This window comes from Blautia fusiformis (assembly GCF_020686995.1).
Taxonomy (GTDB): domain Bacteria; phylum Bacillota; class Clostridia; order Lachnospirales; family Lachnospiraceae; genus Blautia_A; species Blautia_A fusiformis.
In genome coordinates, this window is the sequence record NZ_JAJEPT010000010.1 from 34701 (window position 1) to 53939 (window position 19239).

Annotated in this window: 17 protein-coding genes; all 17 read left to right on the top strand. The window is 48.7% G+C overall.

Translation table 11 applies throughout. The features are described 5' to 3' along the window. Nucleotides 1-77: 77 nt before the first annotated feature. The 17 genes from argJ to hypE all read left to right on the top strand — a co-directional run bounded on the left by argJ (nucleotide 78) and on the right by hypE (nucleotide 19214). Nucleotides 78-1301, top strand: a complete 1224-nt coding sequence (argJ, locus tag LKD46_RS09785; protein WP_021650304.1) for a bifunctional glutamate N-acetyltransferase/amino-acid acetyltransferase ArgJ — start codon at nucleotides 78-80, stop codon at nucleotides 1299-1301. Between the two features lie 695 nt (nucleotides 1302-1996). Further along, complete coding sequence (gene argB / locus LKD46_RS09790) at nucleotides 1997-2893, top strand: acetylglutamate kinase (RefSeq protein ID WP_118513195.1); 897 nt, start codon at nucleotides 1997-1999, stop codon at nucleotides 2891-2893. Then, nucleotides 2880-4070, top strand: coding sequence for an aspartate aminotransferase family protein (locus LKD46_RS09795; protein WP_118623556.1), 1191 nt, complete (start codon nucleotides 2880-2882; stop codon nucleotides 4068-4070). The genes argB and LKD46_RS09795 overlap by 14 nt, the downstream gene beginning before the upstream one ends. 300 nt (nucleotides 4071-4370) lie before the next feature. Further along, complete coding sequence (locus LKD46_RS09800; protein ID WP_114002193.1) at nucleotides 4371-5810, top strand: sodium:proton antiporter; 1440 nt, start codon at nucleotides 4371-4373, stop codon at nucleotides 5808-5810. 15 nt (nucleotides 5811-5825) lie between these two features. Beyond that, entirely contained in the window at nucleotides 5826-6830 is a 1005-nt protein-coding gene (locus LKD46_RS09805) for a cytidylate kinase-like family protein (RefSeq protein WP_059086793.1), read from the top strand. Nucleotides 6831-7131: 301 nt separating this feature from the next. Then, nucleotides 7132-7344, top strand: a complete 213-nt coding sequence (locus LKD46_RS09810) for a FeoA family protein (RefSeq protein WP_015525999.1) — start codon at nucleotides 7132-7134, stop codon at nucleotides 7342-7344. A gap of 103 nt (nucleotides 7345-7447) precedes the next feature. Next, nucleotides 7448-7666 (top strand): FeoA family protein, encoded by a 219-nt coding sequence (locus LKD46_RS09815; protein WP_015525998.1) that lies wholly within the window; start codon nucleotides 7448-7450, stop codon nucleotides 7664-7666. A 58-nt stretch (nucleotides 7667-7724) separates the two neighbouring features. Then, entirely contained in the window at nucleotides 7725-9908 is a 2184-nt protein-coding gene (gene feoB, locus LKD46_RS09820) for a ferrous iron transport protein B (protein ID WP_022426397.1), read from the top strand. 72 nt (nucleotides 9909-9980) lie between these two features. Continuing rightward, a complete protein-coding gene (locus LKD46_RS09825; protein ID WP_227574085.1) occupies nucleotides 9981-10328 on the top strand; it encodes a FeoB-associated Cys-rich membrane protein in 348 nt (115 codons plus the stop codon). An 18-nt stretch (nucleotides 10329-10346) separates the two neighbouring features. Then, entirely contained in the window at nucleotides 10347-10703 is a 357-nt protein-coding gene (locus tag LKD46_RS09830) for a heavy-metal-associated domain-containing protein (protein ID WP_021651583.1), read from the top strand. 470 nt (nucleotides 10704-11173) lie between these two features. After that, entirely contained in the window at nucleotides 11174-11947 is a 774-nt protein-coding gene (locus tag LKD46_RS09835; RefSeq protein WP_118368617.1) for a nucleotide-binding protein, read from the top strand. Next, entirely contained in the window at nucleotides 11944-13248 is a 1305-nt protein-coding gene (locus LKD46_RS09840) for a nitrogenase component 1 (protein ID WP_022426398.1), read from the top strand. Before LKD46_RS09835 ends, LKD46_RS09840 begins: the two co-directional genes overlap by 4 nt. Then, nucleotides 13245-14282 carry a nitrogenase component 1 gene (locus tag LKD46_RS09845; RefSeq protein WP_118368616.1) on the top strand — a complete coding sequence of 346 codons (1038 nt, stop codon included), beginning with the start codon at nucleotides 13245-13247 and terminating at the stop codon, nucleotides 14280-14282. The genes LKD46_RS09840 and LKD46_RS09845 overlap by 4 nt, the downstream gene beginning before the upstream one ends. 78 nt (nucleotides 14283-14360) lie before the next feature. Then, nucleotides 14361-16733, top strand: a complete 2373-nt coding sequence (gene hypF, locus LKD46_RS09850) for a carbamoyltransferase HypF (protein WP_118368627.1) — start codon at nucleotides 14361-14363, stop codon at nucleotides 16731-16733. A 90-nt stretch (nucleotides 16734-16823) separates the two neighbouring features. Next, nucleotides 16824-17033, top strand: a complete 210-nt coding sequence (locus LKD46_RS09855) for a HypC/HybG/HupF family hydrogenase formation chaperone (protein ID WP_022426401.1) — start codon at nucleotides 16824-16826, stop codon at nucleotides 17031-17033. Next, nucleotides 17033-18076 carry a hydrogenase formation protein HypD gene (gene hypD / locus LKD46_RS09860; RefSeq protein ID WP_015525988.1) on the top strand — a complete coding sequence of 348 codons (1044 nt, stop codon included), beginning with the start codon at nucleotides 17033-17035 and terminating at the stop codon, nucleotides 18074-18076. The genes LKD46_RS09855 and hypD overlap by 1 nt, the downstream gene beginning before the upstream one ends. Before the next feature lie 130 nt (nucleotides 18077-18206). After that, on the top strand, nucleotides 18207-19214 hold the full coding sequence (gene hypE / locus LKD46_RS09865) for a hydrogenase expression/formation protein HypE (protein WP_227574086.1): 1008 nt from the start codon (nucleotides 18207-18209) through the stop codon (nucleotides 19212-19214). Nucleotides 19215-19239 lie beyond the last annotated feature (25 nt).

Consider the following 19239-nt stretch of genomic DNA (forward strand, 5'->3'; position numbering starts at 1 on the left):
GGGGGGATGCCGAAGGACTTTAAACGAATGAACTGCGATATTCGATCTGGCATCACCATTGAGAGGAGATATATAATATGAAGATCATCGACGGCGGCGTTACAGCCGCAAAAGGTTTTAAGGCAGCGTCAACTGCAGCAGAGATCAAATATAAAGGCCGTACCGATATGGCCATGGTATTCAGTGAGGTTCCCTGTGTGGCTGCAGGAACCTTCACGACCAATGTGGTAAAAGCAGCTCCTGTAAGATGGGATCAGGACATTGTATATAATCACCCGGGTGCAAGAGCTGTGATCTGCAACAGCGGAATCGCCAACGCATGTACCGGTGAGGAAGGATTCGGCTATTGCAGGGAAACCGCCAAGGCAGCATCCGAAAGCCTTGGGATCCCGGAAGACAGCGTACTGGTAGCATCCACCGGTGTCATTGGAATGCAGCTTCCGATCGACCGTATCGCAAACGGAGTAAAAGCCATGGCACCGAAGCTTGAGGGAAGCCGCGAGGCAGGCCTTGAGGCAGCAAAAGCCATCATGACAACAGATACCGAGAAGAAAGAGGCAGCGGTAGAGATCGAGATCGGTGGAAAAACCGTAACGGTAGGCGGTATGTGCAAGGGCTCCGGAATGATCCACCCCAATATGTGCACGATGCTTGGATTTATCACCAGTGATGTGGATATCTCAAAGGAGCTTCTTCAGGAAGCACTCAGCGAGGATATCAAGGACACCTACAACATGGTATCCGTTGACGGAGATACCTCCACAAACGACACCGTCCTCCTCCTTGCAAACGGACAGGCCGGCAATCCGAAGATCACAGAGAAAAACGCAGATTATGAAGAGTTCAAAAAGGCTCTTAACTACGTAAACACAACCCTTGCCAAAAAGATCGCAGGTGACGGAGAAGGCGCAACTGCACTCTTCGAGGTCAAGGTTATCGGCGCAGCCACCAAGGCAGAAGCCGTAACCTTAAGTAAATCCGTAGTAACCTCTTCCTTAACAAAGGCAGCCATCTACGGCCACGACGCAAACTGGGGAAGAATCCTCTGCGCCCTCGGCTACTCCGGCGTCCAGTTCGATCCGGAAAAGGTAGATCTCTACTTTGAGAGCAAAGCAGGAAAGATCAAGATCATTGAAAATGGAGTTTCTACAGGCTACAGCGAAGAGGAAGCAACTAAGATCCTCTCTGAAGAGGCAGTGACAGCCATCGCGGATATGAAGATGGGAGATGCATCCGCAACTGCGTGGGGATGCGACCTCACCTATGATTACATAAAGATCAATGCGGATTATCGTTCTTGATGTAAGAACTCTGTAGAATGGTTTTTATGGGTGGATTTTGGTTGTAGTTTTGTTTCAGTTTGTAAGCTGAGAAAACCCTTAGGGGGAGCGAGCTCAAAGTTGCGAAGCCCGCACGCTCCCCCTAAGAACCCCCTCCGTTGGGCACGCTTGGCTGTGGCATGTAGAACTTCAGTCGACGAAGACTGGGTGACGAACGTGAGAACCCGCAGTGCGGGAGCCCGGAAGTTGAGGCGTGTTGAGGTGTAGTTGACGAAGACTGAGTGACGAACGTGAGAACCCGCAGTGCGGGAACCTGGAAGTTGAGGCGTGTTGAACTTCAGTCGATGAAAACTGAGTGACGAACGTGAGAACCCTCAGAGCGGGAGCCTGGAAGTTATGTCGGGTTAAACGTCAGTCGCCGAAGGCAGACTGACGAGCTATTCGCCTTCGGCGAAAGCGCGTCGGAAGCGGCTGTCTGCGACAGCCTGTCCGCAGCAGGCGCTTTGCCCGCAACGCGGGCAACAGCCCGTTCCCCGTGGCCGGAGGGGAGGAGCGCGAGGAGGGGAAACGGCCTTCGGAACTCCGAGTGCCTCCCCTCCTCGCAAATCCACAGCTGTCAGCTGAGACAAAATTATAATAAAAAAGAAATCCCTCCAACATACAACAACAAAACCTTTTTCAATCCATATCATTTTTCAAAAAAAGGAGACACCCACATGGTAAATCAGAAATATCTTGACAAAGCAGAGGTGCTCATAGAAGCCCTGCCATATATCCAGCGGTTCAACCGCAAGATCGTAGTCATCAAATACGGCGGAAGCGCCATGCTTGATGAAGAATTAAAGCGTAACGTCATCAAGGACGCAGTCCTTCTGAAATTAGTCGGTTTCAAACCGATCATTGTTCACGGCGGCGGCAAGGAAATCAGCCGCTGGGTCGGCAAAGTCGGCATGGAGCCGCATTTTGTAAACGGTCTCCGTGTAACGGATAAAGACACTATGGAGATCGCAGAGATGGTTCTTGCAAAAGTAAACAAGGAGCTTGTTACTCTGGTAGAATCTCTCGGCGTACAGGCTGTAGGTGTCAGCGGCAAGGACGGCGGTCTTCTCCAGTGCAAAAAAAAGCTTTCCAAAGGCGAAGACATCGGCTACGTAGGTGAGGTTACAAAGGTTAATCCGAAGATCCTCCAGGACCTTCTGGAAAGAGATTTCCTTCCGATCGTATTCCCGATCGGCTTTGACGAAAATTTTGATTCCTACAATATCAATGCGGATGATGCAGCCTGCGCCATTGCAGAGGCAGTTGAGGCAGAGAAGCTGGCCTTCCTGTCTGACATCGAGGGTGTTTACAGAGAGGCAGATGATCCCTCCACTCTGATCTCCGAGCTTCGTGTAGATGAGGCTGAGAACCTGATCTCAGATGGTACTGTGGGCGGCGGTATGATCCCGAAGCTGAAAAACTGTATTGACGCTATCGAGCATGGTGTAAACAGAGTCCATATCCTGGATGGAAGGATCCCGCACAGCTTACTGCTTGAGATATTTACAAACAAAGGTATTGGTACTGCAATTTTAAAAGATGATGGGGAGAAATATTACAATGAGCATGAATGAACAGATGGAAGAATCTGAAGCCAGTATTCTTCATACATATAACCGTTTTCCGGTAGTTTTTGAAAAAGGTGAGGGCTGTTACCTCTATGATTCCGAAGGAAAGGAATATCTGGATTTTGCGGCAGGTATCGCTGTAAATGCCCTGGGATATCATTATCCGGGCTATGACGAAGCATTGAAATCCCAGATCGACAAGCTGATGCATATTTCCAACCTGTACTACAATGAGCCGATCATTGATGCAGGAGCCAGACTTGTACAGGCAAGCCATATGGAAAAGGCTTTCTTCACAAACAGTGGTACAGAGGCCATTGAGGGTGCTCTGAAGGCTGCCAAGAAATATGCCTACGAAAGAGATGGCCATGCAGACCATGAGATCATTGCCATGAACCATTCCTTCCACGGCCGCAGCATCGGCGCTCTTTCCGTGACAGGCAATGCACATTACAGAGAACCCTTTGAGCCGCTGATGGGTGGGGTGAAATTTGCAGATTTCAATGATCTTGAGAGTGTAAAGGCTCAGATCACAGATAAGACCTGTGCCATCATCACCGAGACCGTACAGGGAGAAGGCGGTATTTATCCGGCTACAAAAGAGTTCCTGGAAGGCTTACGTAAGCTTTGTGATGAGCAGGATATCATCCTGATCCTGGACGAGATCCAGTGCGGTATGGGACGTACCGGACATTATTTTGCATGGCAGGCATATGGAGTACAGCCGGATATCATGACCTGTGCCAAAGCACTTGGCTGTGGTGTTCCGGTAGGGGCTTTTGTGCTGAACAAAAAAGCAGCTGCAGCTTCCCTGAAGCCAGGCGACCACGGAACCACTTACGGCGGAAATCCCTTCGTATGTGCAGCAGTCAGCAAGGTATTTGACATTTTTGAAAAAGATCAGATCCTTTCCCATGTGCAGGGACTTACTCCGTATTTTGAGGAGAAGCTGGACGAACTGGTTGCAAAGCATGACTGTGCAGAAACAAGAAGAGGCAAAGGCTTCATGCAGGGTATCGTGATCAAGGGACGTCCGGTAGGAGACGTGGTGAAAAAAGCTCTTGCAAAAGGCCTTCTGGTGATCTCAGCAGGAAGTGATGTTCTCCGCCTTGTTCCTCCTCTTGTGATCACAAAAGAGGATATCGACAAGATGGCAGAGATCCTTGACGAGTGTATGGAATAATAAAAAAATAACAGATACAAAAGCAGCAGTATTTTCCGGAAAGGGCAGTGTACCGATGGAGAATACGGCTGCTTTTTTGTCAGAGAGACAATATATATAAATTATATAACAGATATAGAAAACAATATCCGAAAATCTGGTCGTGTGTTTGAAAACAAACAAAAACTGCTATGACACACCGACAAAATGTACAAAAAAGCGCGAAGGTTTGAGTATAAATTGCACATCTACACAGTTGATTTTAGAACGCCATATGTTATAATTTCACTGGTAAAAAAATTTATGTGAGGGGTGAAAATTTTGAAAAAATTATTAACCGTCATGTGTACTTTTCTGACAGTATTTCTGGCATGTCCTGTGGGTGTATGGGCAGCCGGAAACGGTGGGACAGGATCTGGTGTGCCGGTGTGGCTTTGTATCCCTTTTGCGGGTCTTCTTCTGTGTGTTGCAGTGATGCCGCTGGTAAAGGGTGAGTGGTGGGAGTCACATCAGCCCGTTGTAGTTGCATTCTGGATCGTTCTTATGATCATTCCGTTTGCAGTTGTTTACGGTGCCGGAAAAACTGCGGAAACAGTACTGGAGTGCGTGATCAATGACTATCTTACATTTATCATCCTGTTATTCGGACTGTTCTGTGTATCCGGTAACATTACAGTTGAGGGTGATTTTGCGGGCTCACCAAGAGTAAATGTAGGACTTCTTGCACTGGGAACCCTGCTTTCCAGCTGCATCGGAACTACCGGAGCCAGCATGCTGATGGTCCGTCCGGTGATCAAAATGAATTCCTGGAGAAAAAGAAAAGGTCATATTATGATCTTTTTCATCTTTATGGTATCCAACATGGGTGGCTGCCTGACACCGATCGGTGATCCGCCGCTTCTGATGGGCTTCATGCGAGGAGTTCCGTTCTTCTGGAGCCTTCATCTTTTTCCGGTACTGATCCTTAATATGGTGATTCTTCTGTTTGTGTTCTATCATCTGGATATGCGCTCTTACAAGAAGGATATCGCAGAGGGACGTAAACCGGATATCAGCAAACCGGGTACCGAGTTTAAGATCGAGGGTCTTCATAATATCATCTTCCTTGTGATGATCGTTGTGGGTGTTATCTTAAGCGGAATGCTTCCAGGTATGCCTGTATTCCAGGATGCAGCCGGAAATGTAAAGGGGATTCATATTTTCGGTGAGGTTACTTTAAGTTTCCCGTCGATCATTGAGATCGTCCTGATCCTGGCAGCTGCATTTTTGTCCTTTAAGACAACGGATAAGAGGATCCGTGTGCGGAACCATTTTACCTGGGGTGCGATCAAGGAGGTTGCAGTACTTTTCATCGGTATTTTTATCACCATGCAGCCGGCTCTGATGCTTCTGAAAGCAGTAGGACCGAATCTTGGTATCACCGAGCCGTACCAGATGTTCTGGGCGACCGGAGCTTTGTCCAGCTTCCTGGATAATACGCCGACCTATCTGGTATTTCTGACAACAGCAGGAACTCTTGGATTTACAAACGGAATCGCAACAACGCTGGGAACGGTTCCTGTAAAGCTGCTTTCTGCGATTTCCTGCGGTGCTGTATTTATGGGCGCCAATACATATATCGGCAATGCTCCGAACTTTATGGTCAAGACACTTTCTGACGAAAATGGTATCAACATGCCGTCCTTCTTCGGATATATGGCATGGTCCATTTGTTTCCTGGTACCGGTGTTCATCATCGATATGCTGGTATTCTTTTTATAAGGGAGGAGGATCAATATGCAGGATAATAACATTCGAGAGAAATGCAGAGAGCTTGCCACCAGACTTTATGAACTGGATGGCGAGGTTTATGAAAGCGTAGGATCTTCCCTTGGACGTACCTTCACCGGTGACAGAGAAGGCACTATCCGGAACTTAAGTGCTCTGATGTATACCAAACCGGACGGACATCTTCTTCGAAGCGAGATGGCACTGATCAGCAACATGGCCAGGACCATCAAGGATAAAGAAGAAAAAAGCCGTCTCATGAAGAAATATGATGAGATCTTTCAGGAGATCCTGACGCTGCCGGAGACTTTTGTTGCTACGGATATCATGGATAAGGAACGTGTGGCGCTGAATCATATGATCAAGCACAGGGAAAAAATCTCTGAGAATGACCATCTGGTCATCTGCATCAGCCGTACACAGGGAAGTGCCGGTAATGATATCGGTTTCGGACTGGCAGACAAGCTTCGGATCAACTATTATGATGTGGAGATCTTTGATCAGGTATTAAGGCGTCTTGAGGCGGAAAAGGGCGCTGTCAACGATGCGGAATATTTTGCGGATTTCAATAAATATGAGAAGAAGCATAAATTTGATCCCAAGGGCTGGTTCCGGGAATTCAACCGTTACCATGGTCTTCCGAAACAGGATGCGGTATTCTTTAACATGAGTGACCTGATCTGCGATCTGGCCTCAAAAGAGGACTGCATCATTATGGGAAGGTGTGCGGATGCGATCCTCAAGAACAATCACATTCCGCATATCAGTCTGTTTATCACAGCTCCTTTTGCTATCCGTGTGCAGCATGTTATGGATGTGAGGAAGATGAATATGAAGCAGGCAGTCCGTTTCCTGAAGAAGATGGATAGCCAGCACAGACGGTATTACAATTTTTACGGCGGAGCTCAGTGGGGCAAGCCGGATAATTATGATCTTTGTATCAACAGTGCAAGCTACGGAATCAATGAAACAGAGAATCTGATCCTGAAACTGCTAGATGATCAGATCCACTGAGAGATAAAAATATGAGCAGCCTGGAAGAAAGAAAAAGTTCCGAAGGGGATTTTAGCTTAACAGGCTGCAAACAGAAAAAGAATCAGAACAGAGTTCCTGCAAAGGAGAGGTAACCTTCTGCCAGCCAGAAGTACTTCAGAATGCAGGAACTTTTTTTATATGTTGTTTATAAAAACTTAATCTTGATTAACTTTTTTCATTTAGGGGATTGACATTCGAAAAAACTTAGTATAAACTAACCTATGAGTTAGGGCTGACTAATTAGACTGAGTTAATTAATAGAAAGAAACGGAGGGATTCCATGCAGCCGATTTTATTTTTACAGTCAGGTGATACTGGCACGATTAAGCGTATTTCCGGAGCGGAGGATACAAGAAGATTTCTTGCAGGCCTTGGTTTTGTTGAGAATGCGGAAGTGACAGTTATTTCTCAGTTTGACGGCAATCTGATCGTAAATGTCAAGGATTCCAGAGTAGCAGTCAATAAGGAAATGGCCAGACACATTATGGTGTGACCGGACTGTGCGGCAGTGACCGGTAGTGGATTTGCCCCAAACTGCGGAAGGCGCAGTTGAGGATAGATTAGGAATTGGAATATGAACAGGGAGGAAAAGAGAAATGACTTTACGTGATGCAGCAGTAGGTTCTACAGTAGTTGTTTCCAAGATCACCGGCGACCCGGCTTACAAGCGCCGTATCATGGATATGGGAATCACAAAAGGCAGCGAGGTTTATATCCGAAAGGTAGCTCCTCTTGGAGATCCGGTTGAGATCACCATCAGAGGTTATGAGCTTTCCCTGCGTAAGCATGACGCAGCATGTGTGGAAGTAAAGTAAATAAGCTTCGAAAAATGACAGAGCGTCAGGCTCTGACCTGAAAAAAGGAGGATGCAAAATGTCTGTAACAATAGCTCTTGCCGGAAACCCGAACTGTGGTAAGACTACAATGTTCAATGCTCTTACAGGCGCAAACCAGTACGTTGGTAACTGGCCAGGTGTTACTGTAGAGAAAAAAGAGGGTAAGCTGAAAAACCAGAAGGATGTAACGGTAACAGACCTTCCGGGTATCTATTCACTTTCCCCGTATACACTTGAGGAGGTTGTCAGCCGTGATTATCTTCTGAAAGAGAAACCGGATGTGATCATCGATCTTGTGGATGCAACAAACATCGAGAGAAACCTGTATCTTGCAACCCAGCTTCTTGAGATCGGTATCCCGGTTGTTATCGCTCTTAATATGGTGGATCTTCTGAAAAAGAACAACATCCATATCAATGTAAAAGGCTTAAGCTCCGCGCTTGGATGCCCGATCGTTGAGACCTCTGCTCTTAAAGGAACAGGCCTTAAAGAGGTTGTTGATGAGGCAATCAAATGTGCGAACCAGCACAGAGTACCATCGAAGCAGATGGAATTTCCGAAAGCAGTAGAAAAAGCTGTAAATGAGATCGAGGGATTTGTTCCTGCAAACATCGCTGAGGAGAACAAGAGATGGTATGCAGTAAAGCTTCTTGAGAGAGACAGCAAGGTAAAAGAAGGTCTGAACCTTCCGGCTTCTGCACAGTCCAGGATCGAGGAGATTGCTTCTGGCCTTGAGAAGGCAGAGGATGATGATACAGAGAGTATCGTAACGGATGGAAGATATCAGTACATCCAGAAGGTTGTTTCTGCAAACGTTAAGAGAAGCGGAAATAAGATGACAGTTTCCGATAAGATCGACCGTATCGTAACAAACCGTATTCTCGGTCTTCCGATCTTTATCCTTACCATGTTTATCGTTTATTATGTATCGGTAACAACAGTTGGTACCATGGTAACAGACTGGACGAACGACAGCTTTGTGGGAACCATCCAGGGTGTTGTATCGGATGGACTCGGCAATGCCGGCGTTGCGGATTGGCTGGTAAGCCTTGTATCAGATGGTATCATCGGTGGTCTTGGTGCAGTGCTTGGATTCGTTCCGCAGATGGCAATCCTGTTCCTGTTCCTTTCCATCCTTGAGGACTGCGGTTACATGGTTCGTATCGCATTCGTCATGGACCGTGTATTCCGTCATTTCGGACTTTCCGGAAAGAGCTTTATCCCGCTTCTTATCTCCTCCGGCTGTGGAATCCCTGGAATCATGGCTTCCAAAACGATCGAGGCAGATAATGACCGTCGTCTGACGATCATGACAGCGACATTTATCCCATGTGGTGCCAAGCTTCCTGTTATCGCTCTTATGGGTGGTATCATGACAGCTTATGCAACCGGTGACTATGTAGCTGCTGGTTTCATTACACCACTGATGTACTTCATCGGTGTTGTAGCAGTTCTTGTAGCTGCGATCATCCTGAAGAAAACAAAACCGTTCTCCGGTAAACCTGCTCCGTTCGTAATGGAGCTTCCACAGTATCACATTCCGTCTGTAAAGACAGTTCTGCTTCACGTTTGGGAGAGACTGAAAGGCTTCATCATCAAAGCCGGTACCATTCTTTTCCTTGCAACCGTTATCATGTGGATCCTTTCCAGCATCGGAAATACAGGAAGCGGAATCGGATTTGTTGAGGACAGCAACGACAGTATCATGGCTATCCTTGGCGGTATCCTTGCTCCGATCTTTGCTCCTCTTGGATTTGGCAAATGGCAGCCGGTTGCAGCCTCCATCTCTGGATTCTCCGCAAAAGAGTCCATCGTAAGTACAATGGGTGTTCTTGCAAACGTAGCTGGTGATGATGCAGAGGATACCATGATCGTTGGTGCAGCGATCAAAGCATGGTTCCCGACAGCAGTAGCAGCATTTTCTTTCCTGCTGTTCAACCTGCTTGATTCTCCGTGCCTTGCAGCTATTTCTACAATGGCACATGAGATGCAGTCCAGAAAATGGTTCTGGTTTGCAATTCTCTTCCAGAACATTTTTGCTTATGTTGTAACACTTTGTGTATACCAGATCGGTCTTGTTGTTACAGGTGCCGGTTCCTTCGGAATTGGAACGATCGTAGCGCTGATCCTTGCAGCGATCCTGCTCTTCCTTCTGTTCAGACCAGATCCGTACAAGAACCAGAACGATGTTACAAAGAGATCTGTACAGGCAGCAGAGTAATTGAAAACCGGTCATACAGTAACGATCCGGTACATATGATAGCTTTGAAATGATGCTGTAAGAACAGCTGAAATGATAAGAAATGCAGGAGACCGGGGATGTAAATACCTGGTCTTCTGTGCTATAATAAGCCTGAAGAAATATGGAAGTTTTTTTACAAAAGTATTCATCAGAGGCTGGCAGCAGTTTACAGGCTGTGCAGCGAAAGAAAGGGTGACAGATATGAGTATGATAGCGGATATTATTGTACTGGCACTGGTGATCGCATATGGCGTATTTGTGATCAGTTATCTCTATTCAAGAAAGAAACAGGGGCTCAGCTGTGTCGGCTGTGCCGGTAACACACGTACAGGAGGCTGTGGCGGCAGCTGCTCCGGTCATTGTTCCGGCTGCTCCGGCTGCAGTGGAATGCATAAGTAACCAGGAGGGAAAGAAATCATGGCAAATGCAATTGTTGTCATCGTTGTTATCATCATTATGCTGTTTGCCGGAAAAGGCGCATATAAACATCTGAAGGGCGAAGGCGCCTGCTGCGGAGGCGGCAGCAAGCCGGAGATCCCGAAGAAGAAGCTGGATGGAACCAAGCTGGGTGAGAAAACCATGAAGATCACAGGCATGCACTGTGAGAACTGTGTGGCCAGCGTCACAAGAGCGATCAACCGCATTGACGGTGCGGCAGCAAAAGTAAGCCTGAAAAAAGGTGAGGCAGTGGTTTCCTACGACAGAGAGATCTCCAACGAAGAGCTTAAGAAGGTAGTGGAAGACAGAGGATATCACGTAGTTTCTATCCAGTAAAGCTTTATCATAAGAATAACTTTGCCGCGGCTTCTGAGCCGGCAGATCAGAGAAAAGACTTCTCGGCGAAATGCTTAAAAATATTTCGCCTGGGGGCCTTTTTTTGCATAAAAAGTCAGAGTTGCAATTGACTCACTAATGTACACCATTGTATAATAAAAACAGAAAAATTCAGACGGAACGAAATATTTTCTTTCTATCCGGATGAGGCATTAAAACAAAATACAGCAGGAAACAGACTTTGACGGCAAGGAATATCCGAGCAGGAATCGTTGTTCATCCGGCACAGCTTAACCGAATCAGCTGCGAAGCCGTTATTCGGTTATGAACAAGCAGCAAATGCGGATCGCGAATATCCGTTTGACTTTGTTTTGTGAGCGGAATACGGGACTCTTTCACCTTGTGCGTGAAAGAGCTTTTTTTATGAAAAATACCTGCGGGAGCGGACAGAATGAATTAGGGAGGATTTTATGCTGAAGGTAGCAGTATACGGAAAGGGCGGTATCGGAAAGTCTACAGTGACGTCCAACCTGGCGGCGGCTTTTGCAGCCATGGGGAAGAGAGTGATCCAGATCGGTTGTGATCCCAAGGCGGATTCCACCATCAATCTTCTTGGGGGAGAACCTCTGCGGCCGGTAATGAATTATATGCGGGAAGAGGATGAGGAGCCGGAAAAGCTGGAGGATATTTCAAAGGAGGGTTTTGGTGGAGTCCTCTGCATTGAGACCGGCGGCCCCACGCCGGGACTTGGCTGTGCAGGCAGAGGTATCATCGCAACCTTTCAGCTTCTGGAGGATCTGAAGCTTTTTGAGACCTGGAAGCCGGATGTAGTGCTTTACGATGTTCTTGGAGATGTAGTATGCGGCGGTTTTGCGGCACCGATCCGGGAGGGCTATGCGGAAAAAGTACTCATTGTCACATCCGGAGAGAAAATGGCACTCTATGCAGCCAATAATATTTCCAGTGCTGTGCGGAATTTTGAGGATCGAAGCTATGCGAGGATCTTCGGGATCGTGCTGAATCACAGGAATGTGGAGAATGAAACGGAAAAAGTAAATGCTTTTGCAGAAAAAAATAATATTCCGGTCGTGGGTGAGATCCCGAGAAGTGACGAGATCATCCGATGGGAGGATCAGGGCAAAACGGTGATCGAGGGAGATGAGAATTCTGAGATCAGTGAGAAATTTTTTGCACTGGCCAGGAAGCTATTGGAAAGTGAAGAAACGGAGAAGGAGGATATATGAAAAAGGAAGCATATTTTGCAACTGCAGAAGAACTGGCCCGGGGCGGGCTGGAAACGATCCCTCCGCAGATGATCTCCGGGAAGCATCTGATCTATAGCTCTCCGGCAACTCTGGCATTTAACTCTCCGGGAGCGGAGGGCTTTGGCGTAAAAAGAGCCGGGCTTGCAGTGCCGGATTCCATTATGCTGATCGTGGCACCGGGATGCTGCGGAAGAAATACTTCTCTTATCAGCTCCATGCCGGAGTACAATGATCGATTTTTTTATCTGATGATGGACGAGACGGATATTGTTACAGGCCGTCACCTGAAAAAGATCCCGAAAGCGGTAAAAGAGATCTGCGACTGCTGTGAGAAGAAGCCGTCTGTGGTGATGATCTGTATCACCTGTGTGGATGCACTTCTGGGAACGGATATGGAACGTGTCTGCCGGAAGGCAGAGGAAAAGGTGGATATTCCGGTGCGTCCCTGTTACATGTACGCACTGACACGTGAGGGCAGAAAGCCGCCTATGGTCCATGTGCGCCAGTCCTTATACTCCCTCCTTGAGCCACAGAAGAAAAAGGGAAATGTGGTCAATCTTCTGGGATTTTTTTCGCCGCTGGTTGATGACTGCGAGATGTATGAGCTGCTGCAGCAGGCAGGCGTAAAGACCATCCATGAGATCTCAAGATGTAAGGATTATGAAGAATATCAGACCATGTCACAGGCCAATTTTAATCTGGTGCTTCATCCGGAAGCAAGGTTTGCAGCGGAGGATTTTCATGACCGGCTGAAGATTCCTTTTATTGAGCTTCGGAGGCTCTACCAGACAGATAAGATCGAAAATCAGTATCGTGCCTTGGGACAGGTTCTTGGAGTCTCTTTTGATCAGGAAGTGTATAAAAAAGCAGCAGAAGAGGCTGTGGAGCGATTCCGGGAGGTCTGTCCGGATGCGTCCTTTGCAGTAGGGGAGTGCATGAATGGAGATCCCTTTGAGCTGGCCCTTGCCCTGGTGCGGTATGGTTTCCGGGTGCCGGAGATCTACGGAACTATCACAGCCGAGAATTTTGTATACATACGGCATCTTGCGGAATTGAGTCCGGATACAAAGGTTTTTTCCAATATGGAACCCACCATGCTGTATTACGATCCGTCCGGGAGCGGAGTGAACCTTACCATAGGAAAGGATGCAGGATATTATCACCGGGATCAGCCAAATGCCGTGTGGAATCAGGACCGGCAGCCCTATGGCTATGCAGGGGTACGCAGGCTGTTTGAGACACTGACAGAGAAAGTTTTGCAGAAGGGAGAAAAGGTATGAGAGGACTTCGGAAATATCTGACACCCTTTGCACCGGATCAGTCCGGAGCTGTGTCAGTGCTGTATGAGCTTGGCGGGATCATCGTGATCTGTGATGCAGGAGGATGTGCGGGAAATGTCTGCGGCTTTGATGAACCAAGATGGTTTGAACAGAAAAGCGCGGTATTCAGCGCAGGACTTCGGGATATGGATGCCATCCTGGGACGGGATGACCGCCTGGTTGCCAAGCTTGTGGATGTAGCAGAAAAGGTGGAGGCAGGCTTTGCAGCCATTATCGGAACACCGGTACCTGCTGTGATCGGAACGGATCATCAGGCACTGCGGCGGATGTGCGAGAAGAAAACAGATCTTCCGGTGCTTGCAGTAAATACCAACGGAATGGAGCTTTATGATGCGGGAGAGCGGAAGGCTTATCTGGAGCTTTTTAAAGCCTTTGCCCGGGAAAAGCAGCCTGTGGAGGCTGGTAAGACAGGAGTTCTCGGAATGACACCTCAGGATGTCAGTGACCTGAAAGCAGCAGACAAGATCCGTGAAAAATTCCGTGCCAGAGGACAGAGAGCAGTCTGCTATGGAATGGGAGACGGGCTTGATGAGGTAAAAAAAGCCTCCTCTGCGGAAAAAAATATTGTGGTTTCTCCTGCGGCACTGGAATGTGCCAGATATCTGGAGAAAACCTTCGGAACACCTTATGAGGTGGGATATCCTCTGGCGGAAGAGCTGGTTCCTGATATGGATTATACAGGAAAAAAGATTCTCATCGTGCAGCAGCAGGTGATGGCCGGTTCCATAAGAGAGGAGCTACGGAAACGTGGTGCGGACGGAGAGCTCACCGTGGCAAGCTGGTTTTCCATGGAAAAAGATCTCCTGGAGGAGGGCGATGTGTCATTAAGGGATGAGGAAGATTACATGGAACTGGCAGAGAAGGGCGGATATGACGTGATCTTTGCAGATCCATGTATGAAGCGGATGACAAAGGCTTTTTCAGGAGTGTTTGTGGATACAGTGCATTTTGCAGTATCCGGAAAATGCAGGTAGACCATAAGGGCAGGACATAAAGTTACATGCATGCTGCAGCCGGATCAGTGGAAACAGCTGCAGGGAATGGAGAAACATATGGAGCGGGAAATTACGAAAATGATCCGTGTTTACGGGATCGTACAGGGAGTGGGATTTCGCCCTACGGTGAGTCGTCATGCTATGGCAAGAGGAATCCGTGGCAGTGTGTCCAATAAAGGACCCTATGTGGAGATTTTTGCTCAGGGTAAGCAGCAGGATGTGGATGCCTTTATCGCAGATATCGGGAATAAGCCACCGAAGCGTGCAGCTATCCTGAAGCTTCTTGAAGAACCGGTGGAGGAGCCGGAGAAATTTACACAGTTTGATATCATCGAAAGTGAGAAGACAAAGGGGGAAATCTTTGTCTCCCCGGATATCGCGATCTGCGATGAATGTAAGGCGGAGATGTTTGATCCGGAAAACAGGCGGTATCTGCATCCCTTTATCAACTGTACCTGCTGCGGTCCGAGACTGACGATCCTGGATTCGCTTCCTTATGACCGTGAACGGACCAGTATGAAGGAATTTCCCATGTGTCCCTCCTGTGCGGATGAGTACCATAACCCGGATACCAGACGCTATGATGCCCAGCCGGTGTGCTGTAATGACTGCGGCCCTGAGGTATACCTGGCGGGAAGAGAGGAACGGGGACGGGAGGCTATCACTTATACAAGGAAGATCATTGCTTCCGGCGGGATCGTGGCCATCAAAGGGATCGGTGGTTTTCACCTTTGCTGTGATGCTACCAGTGAGGAGGCAGTACAGCGGCTGCGGCAGCGGAAACGGCGTCCGGGGAAGCCTTTTGCAGTGATGGCACAGGATATGGAAGCTGTGAAGAAGATCTGTAAGGTCAGCGAGGAACAGGAGAAGATCCTTACCGGTCATCAGAAGCCGATCCTGCTGTTGGATAAGCTGCCGGGAGAAACGGGGCTTTGTGAGAGCATTGCACCTGGGAATCCCAAGGTGGGTGTCATGCTTCCCTATGCACCGGTTCAGCTGCTTCTTTTTCATTACGATGATGGGATCCGGATGCCTGGGCTTCTGGTAATGACCAGCGGAAATACTTCTGGGGCGCCGATCTGCAGAGATGATGAGGAGGCGGCAGAGGAGCTTTCCTATCTCTGTGACTGCATTCTTTCCCACAACAGGAAGATACGTATCCGGGCCGACGATTCGGTGATGGATTTCTATAAGGGTGAACCCTATATGATCCGCCGTTCCCGCGGGTATGCGCCTCTTCCGTTTATGGTCTCCACACCCTGGAAGGGCCAGGTGATCGCAGCAGGTGGAGAACTTAAGAACACCTTCTGCATTGGTGTGGATAACCGTTTTTATCCTTCCCCTTATGTGGGAGATCTGGAGGATCTTCGAACGGTAAAAGCCCTGAAGGAAACGATCGGGCGGCTGGAAACACTTCTGGAGGTGCAGCCGGAGGTAGTGGTCTGTGATCTTCACCCTAAATATAATTCCACAGTGGTGGCAGAGGAGCTAGGGCTTCCGGTTCTGAGGGTGCAGCATCATTATGCACACATTTTATCCTGCATGGCAGAAAATGACTGCGAAGAAAAGGTGATAGGGGTTTCCTTTGACGGAACAGGCTATGGAACCGATGGAACCATCTGGGGCGGAGAGCTCCTGGTTGCAGACTGGCAGGGATTTACAAGGCTTGGAAGTATAGAACCCTTTGTCCAGGTTGGCGGAGATATTTCCGCAAAAGAAGGCTGGCGGATCGCCGTTTCCCTGATCTGGCAGAATATGGGAAATCTGGAAAAAACCCTGGACACTGTCCGTAAACTGGGACTTTGCACAGATCAGGAAGCAAAGGTACTGGTGACTATGGCACAGCGGAAGATCAATGCCGTGACTTCCACCAGTGCAGGAAGACTTTTTGACGGAGTCAGTGCGATCCTGGGGATCCGGAGAGCGTCTACCTTTGAGGGAGAAGCGTCCACAGCACTGGAATTTGCGGCGGAGGCCTGGAGAAAGCAGCGGGAGATGCAGAAGAAAAATCCGGAAGAAAATCTGAAGATACGGATGTCAGAAAAGGAAGACATTCCGGAAAGCACAGGCATCTCAGAAGCGTCTGAAGATGAACGAAAATTTATTTTAAATACAGGTGAGATCGTTGCATATCTGGTCCGGGCAAGGCTTGCAGGAGAGGATCCCGGGAAGCTGGCTTATGGATTTCACCGGGCACTGGCAGATGAGATCCTTGCAGCCTGTGGGGAAGCAGAACGGCAGACCGGAATCCGGAAAGTGGCATTAAGTGGCGGTGTCTTTCAGAACCGGCTGCTTCTGGAGCTGGTAGATGACGGCCTTACGGAAATGGGGTTTAAAGTTCTGAAGCACAGCCTGATCCCGCCGAATGACGGAGGGATCGCACTGGGACAGGCGGTGTATGGGATGGCTTATGTGCAGCGGCACAGATAAATATAGACGAGATCATGCAGATACGGATCAAAAATGTTTTATGATAACGCATGGAGCATACAGCAGAAATGCAGGATGGGAGGCACAGATATGTGTGTAGGATTATCAGCAAAAGTAGTAAAGATCAGTGACGGAACAGCAGTGGTGGATGCAGGCGGCGCAAAGAGAGAGGTTTCCGCCCAGCTCTTGGGAGACCTGGAGCCGGGGGATTATGTGATGGTGCATGCAGGTGTTGCCATTGCAAAGATCACCGATGATGACGAGGAAGAGACAGATCAGCTGATGGAGGAACTGCTGTGATGGAAGAGAGGAAAAAAACAGCAAGAGAGATCATAGAAGGATATCAGGGGCCGCCGGTGCGGATCATGGAGGTCTGCGGAACACATACCCACGAGATCTTCCGTCTGGGGATCCGCAAGCTTCTGCCGCCGCAGGTGGAGCTGATCTCAGGACCGGGATGTCCGGTCTGTGTAACACCGGTAGGGTTTATTGACGAGGCCGTTTATCTTGCTCTGGAAAAACAGGTGACGATCTGCACATTCGGTGATCTTGTCCGCGTACCGGGAACAAAGAAAAGCCTTGCAGATGCCAGGGCAGAAGGCGCCAGGATACGGATCGTCTATTCACCGGCAGATGCAGAAAAATATGCGAAAGAGCATCCAAAAGAGCAGGTGGTATTTCTTTCCGTTGGCTTTGAGACCACCACGCCTGCCGGCTGTCTTTCCGTGAAAAAGGCCGGAGAGGACGGACTTTCCAATTATTCGCTCCTTGTGGCAAACAAGACCATGCCCCAGGCTTATCAGGCATTAAAGGGCAGTGCGGATGTGTTCCTTTATCCGGGACATGTCAATGCGATCACAGGAACTGCGCTCTGTGAGCAGCTGGCAGAGGAAGGTATCAGTGGTGTGGTGGCAGGCTTTACAGCGAAGGAGCTGCTTACGGCACTGGCTGTTGCACTGGTACGTTTTCAGGAAGGAAAACCGTTCTTTGTGAACTGCTATCCCCGTGTGGTAAAAAGTGAGGGAAGCCCGGAGGCACAGAAGCTGATCGAAGAACTGATGGAGCCCTGTGATTCCGAATGGCGCGGTCTGGGTGTGATCCCGGGGTCCGGCCTGGTGCTCCGGAAGGAGTGGGAAGCCTTTGATGCCAGAAAAAAATATGCAGTGCCGCCGATCCAGGGCAGGCCAAATCCGGCCTGTCGCTGTGGGGATGTGCTTCAGGGAAAATGCAGGCCATCAGATTGTAAGGTATTCGGAAAGGTCTGTACCCCGCAGCATCCGGTAGGTGCCTGTATGGTATCCAATGAAGGAGCATGTTCCGCATATTTTATGTACGGAAACTGATGTCCGCTTTAATGGACTGCGAAATATGATACATTACATATAGTACAAACGAAGGATCGTATCCGGAAGATCTGACAGGATGAAACCGATATGAAATTCCTTTGACCCAGCATAGAAAGAAGATAATATTATGGAAAATAAAACAGTGACCATGGCACACGGTGCCGGAGGCCGTCAAACCTCAGAACTGATCGATGAAGTATTCAAAGCGCATTTTGCAAACCCGGATCTCACAGCCGATGATGCGGCAGTGCTGGTTCCGCCTGCAGGAAAAATGGCAGTATCCACCGATGGATTTATTGTTTCTCCGGCATTCTTTCAGGGGGGAAATATCGGCAAGCTTTCCATCTGCGGAACAGTTAATGACCTTGCCTGTATGGGAGCAAAACCGATGTATCTTACCTGCGCTTTTGTCATCGAGGAGGGTTTTCCCATGGAGAAGCTGGAGGAGATCGCCGCCGCCATGGAAAAAACAGCAAAAGAAGCCGGAGTGCGCATCGTTTCCGGAGATACTAAGGTGGCAGGAAAAGGCCAGGTTGACGGTGTGTTTATCACAACAACCGGAATGGGTGAGATCCGGGAGGGCGTTCAGGTAGGCGGTGAGCTGGCAAAACCGGGAGATGCCATTATTGTAACCGGTGATGTGGGAAGACATGGATGCACCATTCTTCTGGCAAGAGAGGATTTCGGCATTGACGCAGATGTGACAAGTGACTGCGCACCGCTGTGGGGAGCCGTAAAAGAAGTGCTGGATGCCACCCATAACATTCATGTGATCCGTGATGCCACAAGAGGTGGTGTCGGAACGGTTCTTTATGAGATCGCAGGACAGAGTAATGTAGGAATCCGCCTGGATGCAGCAGCTGTTCCGGTAGCTCCGGAGGTAAAGGGTGTCTGCGGCATGCTTGGCCTGGAGCCGCTTTATCTGGCATGTGAGGGACGTATGGTGATCATGGCACCAAAGGAAGAGGCAGGAAGGATCGTGGAAGCACTGCGTAAATGTCCTTATTCCAGGGATGCAGCCATTATCGGTGAAGTTACTGAAGAACAGCCCGGAAAAGTTGTCATGACTACGGAGATCGGAACTCAGGCACTTCTTCCGCAGCCGGGAGGAGAGCTTCTGCCGAGGATCTGCTGATAATATCGGAAAGGAGAGTCAGATC

What these genes read in the sequence shown, in the direction of transcription:
- hypD (WP_015525988.1), top strand. Translation starts at nt 17,033, where the DNA reads ATGGAAGAGAGGAAAAAAACAGCAAGAGAGATCATAGAAGGATATCAG.
- LKD46_RS09815 (WP_015525998.1), top strand. Translation starts at nt 7,448, where the DNA reads ATGACTTTACGTGATGCAGCAGTAGGTTCTACAGTAGTTGTTTCCAAG.
- LKD46_RS09845 (WP_118368616.1), top strand. Translation starts at nt 13,245, where the DNA reads ATGAGAGGACTTCGGAAATATCTGACACCCTTTGCACCGGATCAGTCC.
- LKD46_RS09805 (WP_059086793.1), top strand. Translation starts at nt 5,826, where the DNA reads ATGCAGGATAATAACATTCGAGAGAAATGCAGAGAGCTTGCCACCAGA.
- argB (WP_118513195.1), top strand. Translation starts at nt 1,997, where the DNA reads ATGGTAAATCAGAAATATCTTGACAAAGCAGAGGTGCTCATAGAAGCC.
- LKD46_RS09810 (WP_015525999.1), top strand. Translation starts at nt 7,132, where the DNA reads ATGCAGCCGATTTTATTTTTACAGTCAGGTGATACTGGCACGATTAAG.
- LKD46_RS09795 (WP_118623556.1), top strand. Translation starts at nt 2,880, where the DNA reads ATGAGCATGAATGAACAGATGGAAGAATCTGAAGCCAGTATTCTTCAT.
- LKD46_RS09825 (WP_227574085.1), top strand. Translation starts at nt 9,981, where the DNA reads ATGATAAGAAATGCAGGAGACCGGGGATGTAAATACCTGGTCTTCTGT.
- LKD46_RS09840 (WP_022426398.1), top strand. Translation starts at nt 11,944, where the DNA reads ATGAAAAAGGAAGCATATTTTGCAACTGCAGAAGAACTGGCCCGGGGC.
- LKD46_RS09830 (WP_021651583.1), top strand. Translation starts at nt 10,347, where the DNA reads ATGGCAAATGCAATTGTTGTCATCGTTGTTATCATCATTATGCTGTTT.
- hypE (WP_227574086.1), top strand. Translation starts at nt 18,207, where the DNA reads ATGGAAAATAAAACAGTGACCATGGCACACGGTGCCGGAGGCCGTCAA.
- argJ (WP_021650304.1), top strand. Translation starts at nt 78, where the DNA reads ATGAAGATCATCGACGGCGGCGTTACAGCCGCAAAAGGTTTTAAGGCA.
- hypF (WP_118368627.1), top strand. Translation starts at nt 14,361, where the DNA reads ATGGAGCGGGAAATTACGAAAATGATCCGTGTTTACGGGATCGTACAG.
- LKD46_RS09855 (WP_022426401.1), top strand. Translation starts at nt 16,824, where the DNA reads ATGTGTGTAGGATTATCAGCAAAAGTAGTAAAGATCAGTGACGGAACA.
- feoB (WP_022426397.1), top strand. Translation starts at nt 7,725, where the DNA reads ATGTCTGTAACAATAGCTCTTGCCGGAAACCCGAACTGTGGTAAGACT.
- LKD46_RS09835 (WP_118368617.1), top strand. Translation starts at nt 11,174, where the DNA reads ATGCTGAAGGTAGCAGTATACGGAAAGGGCGGTATCGGAAAGTCTACA.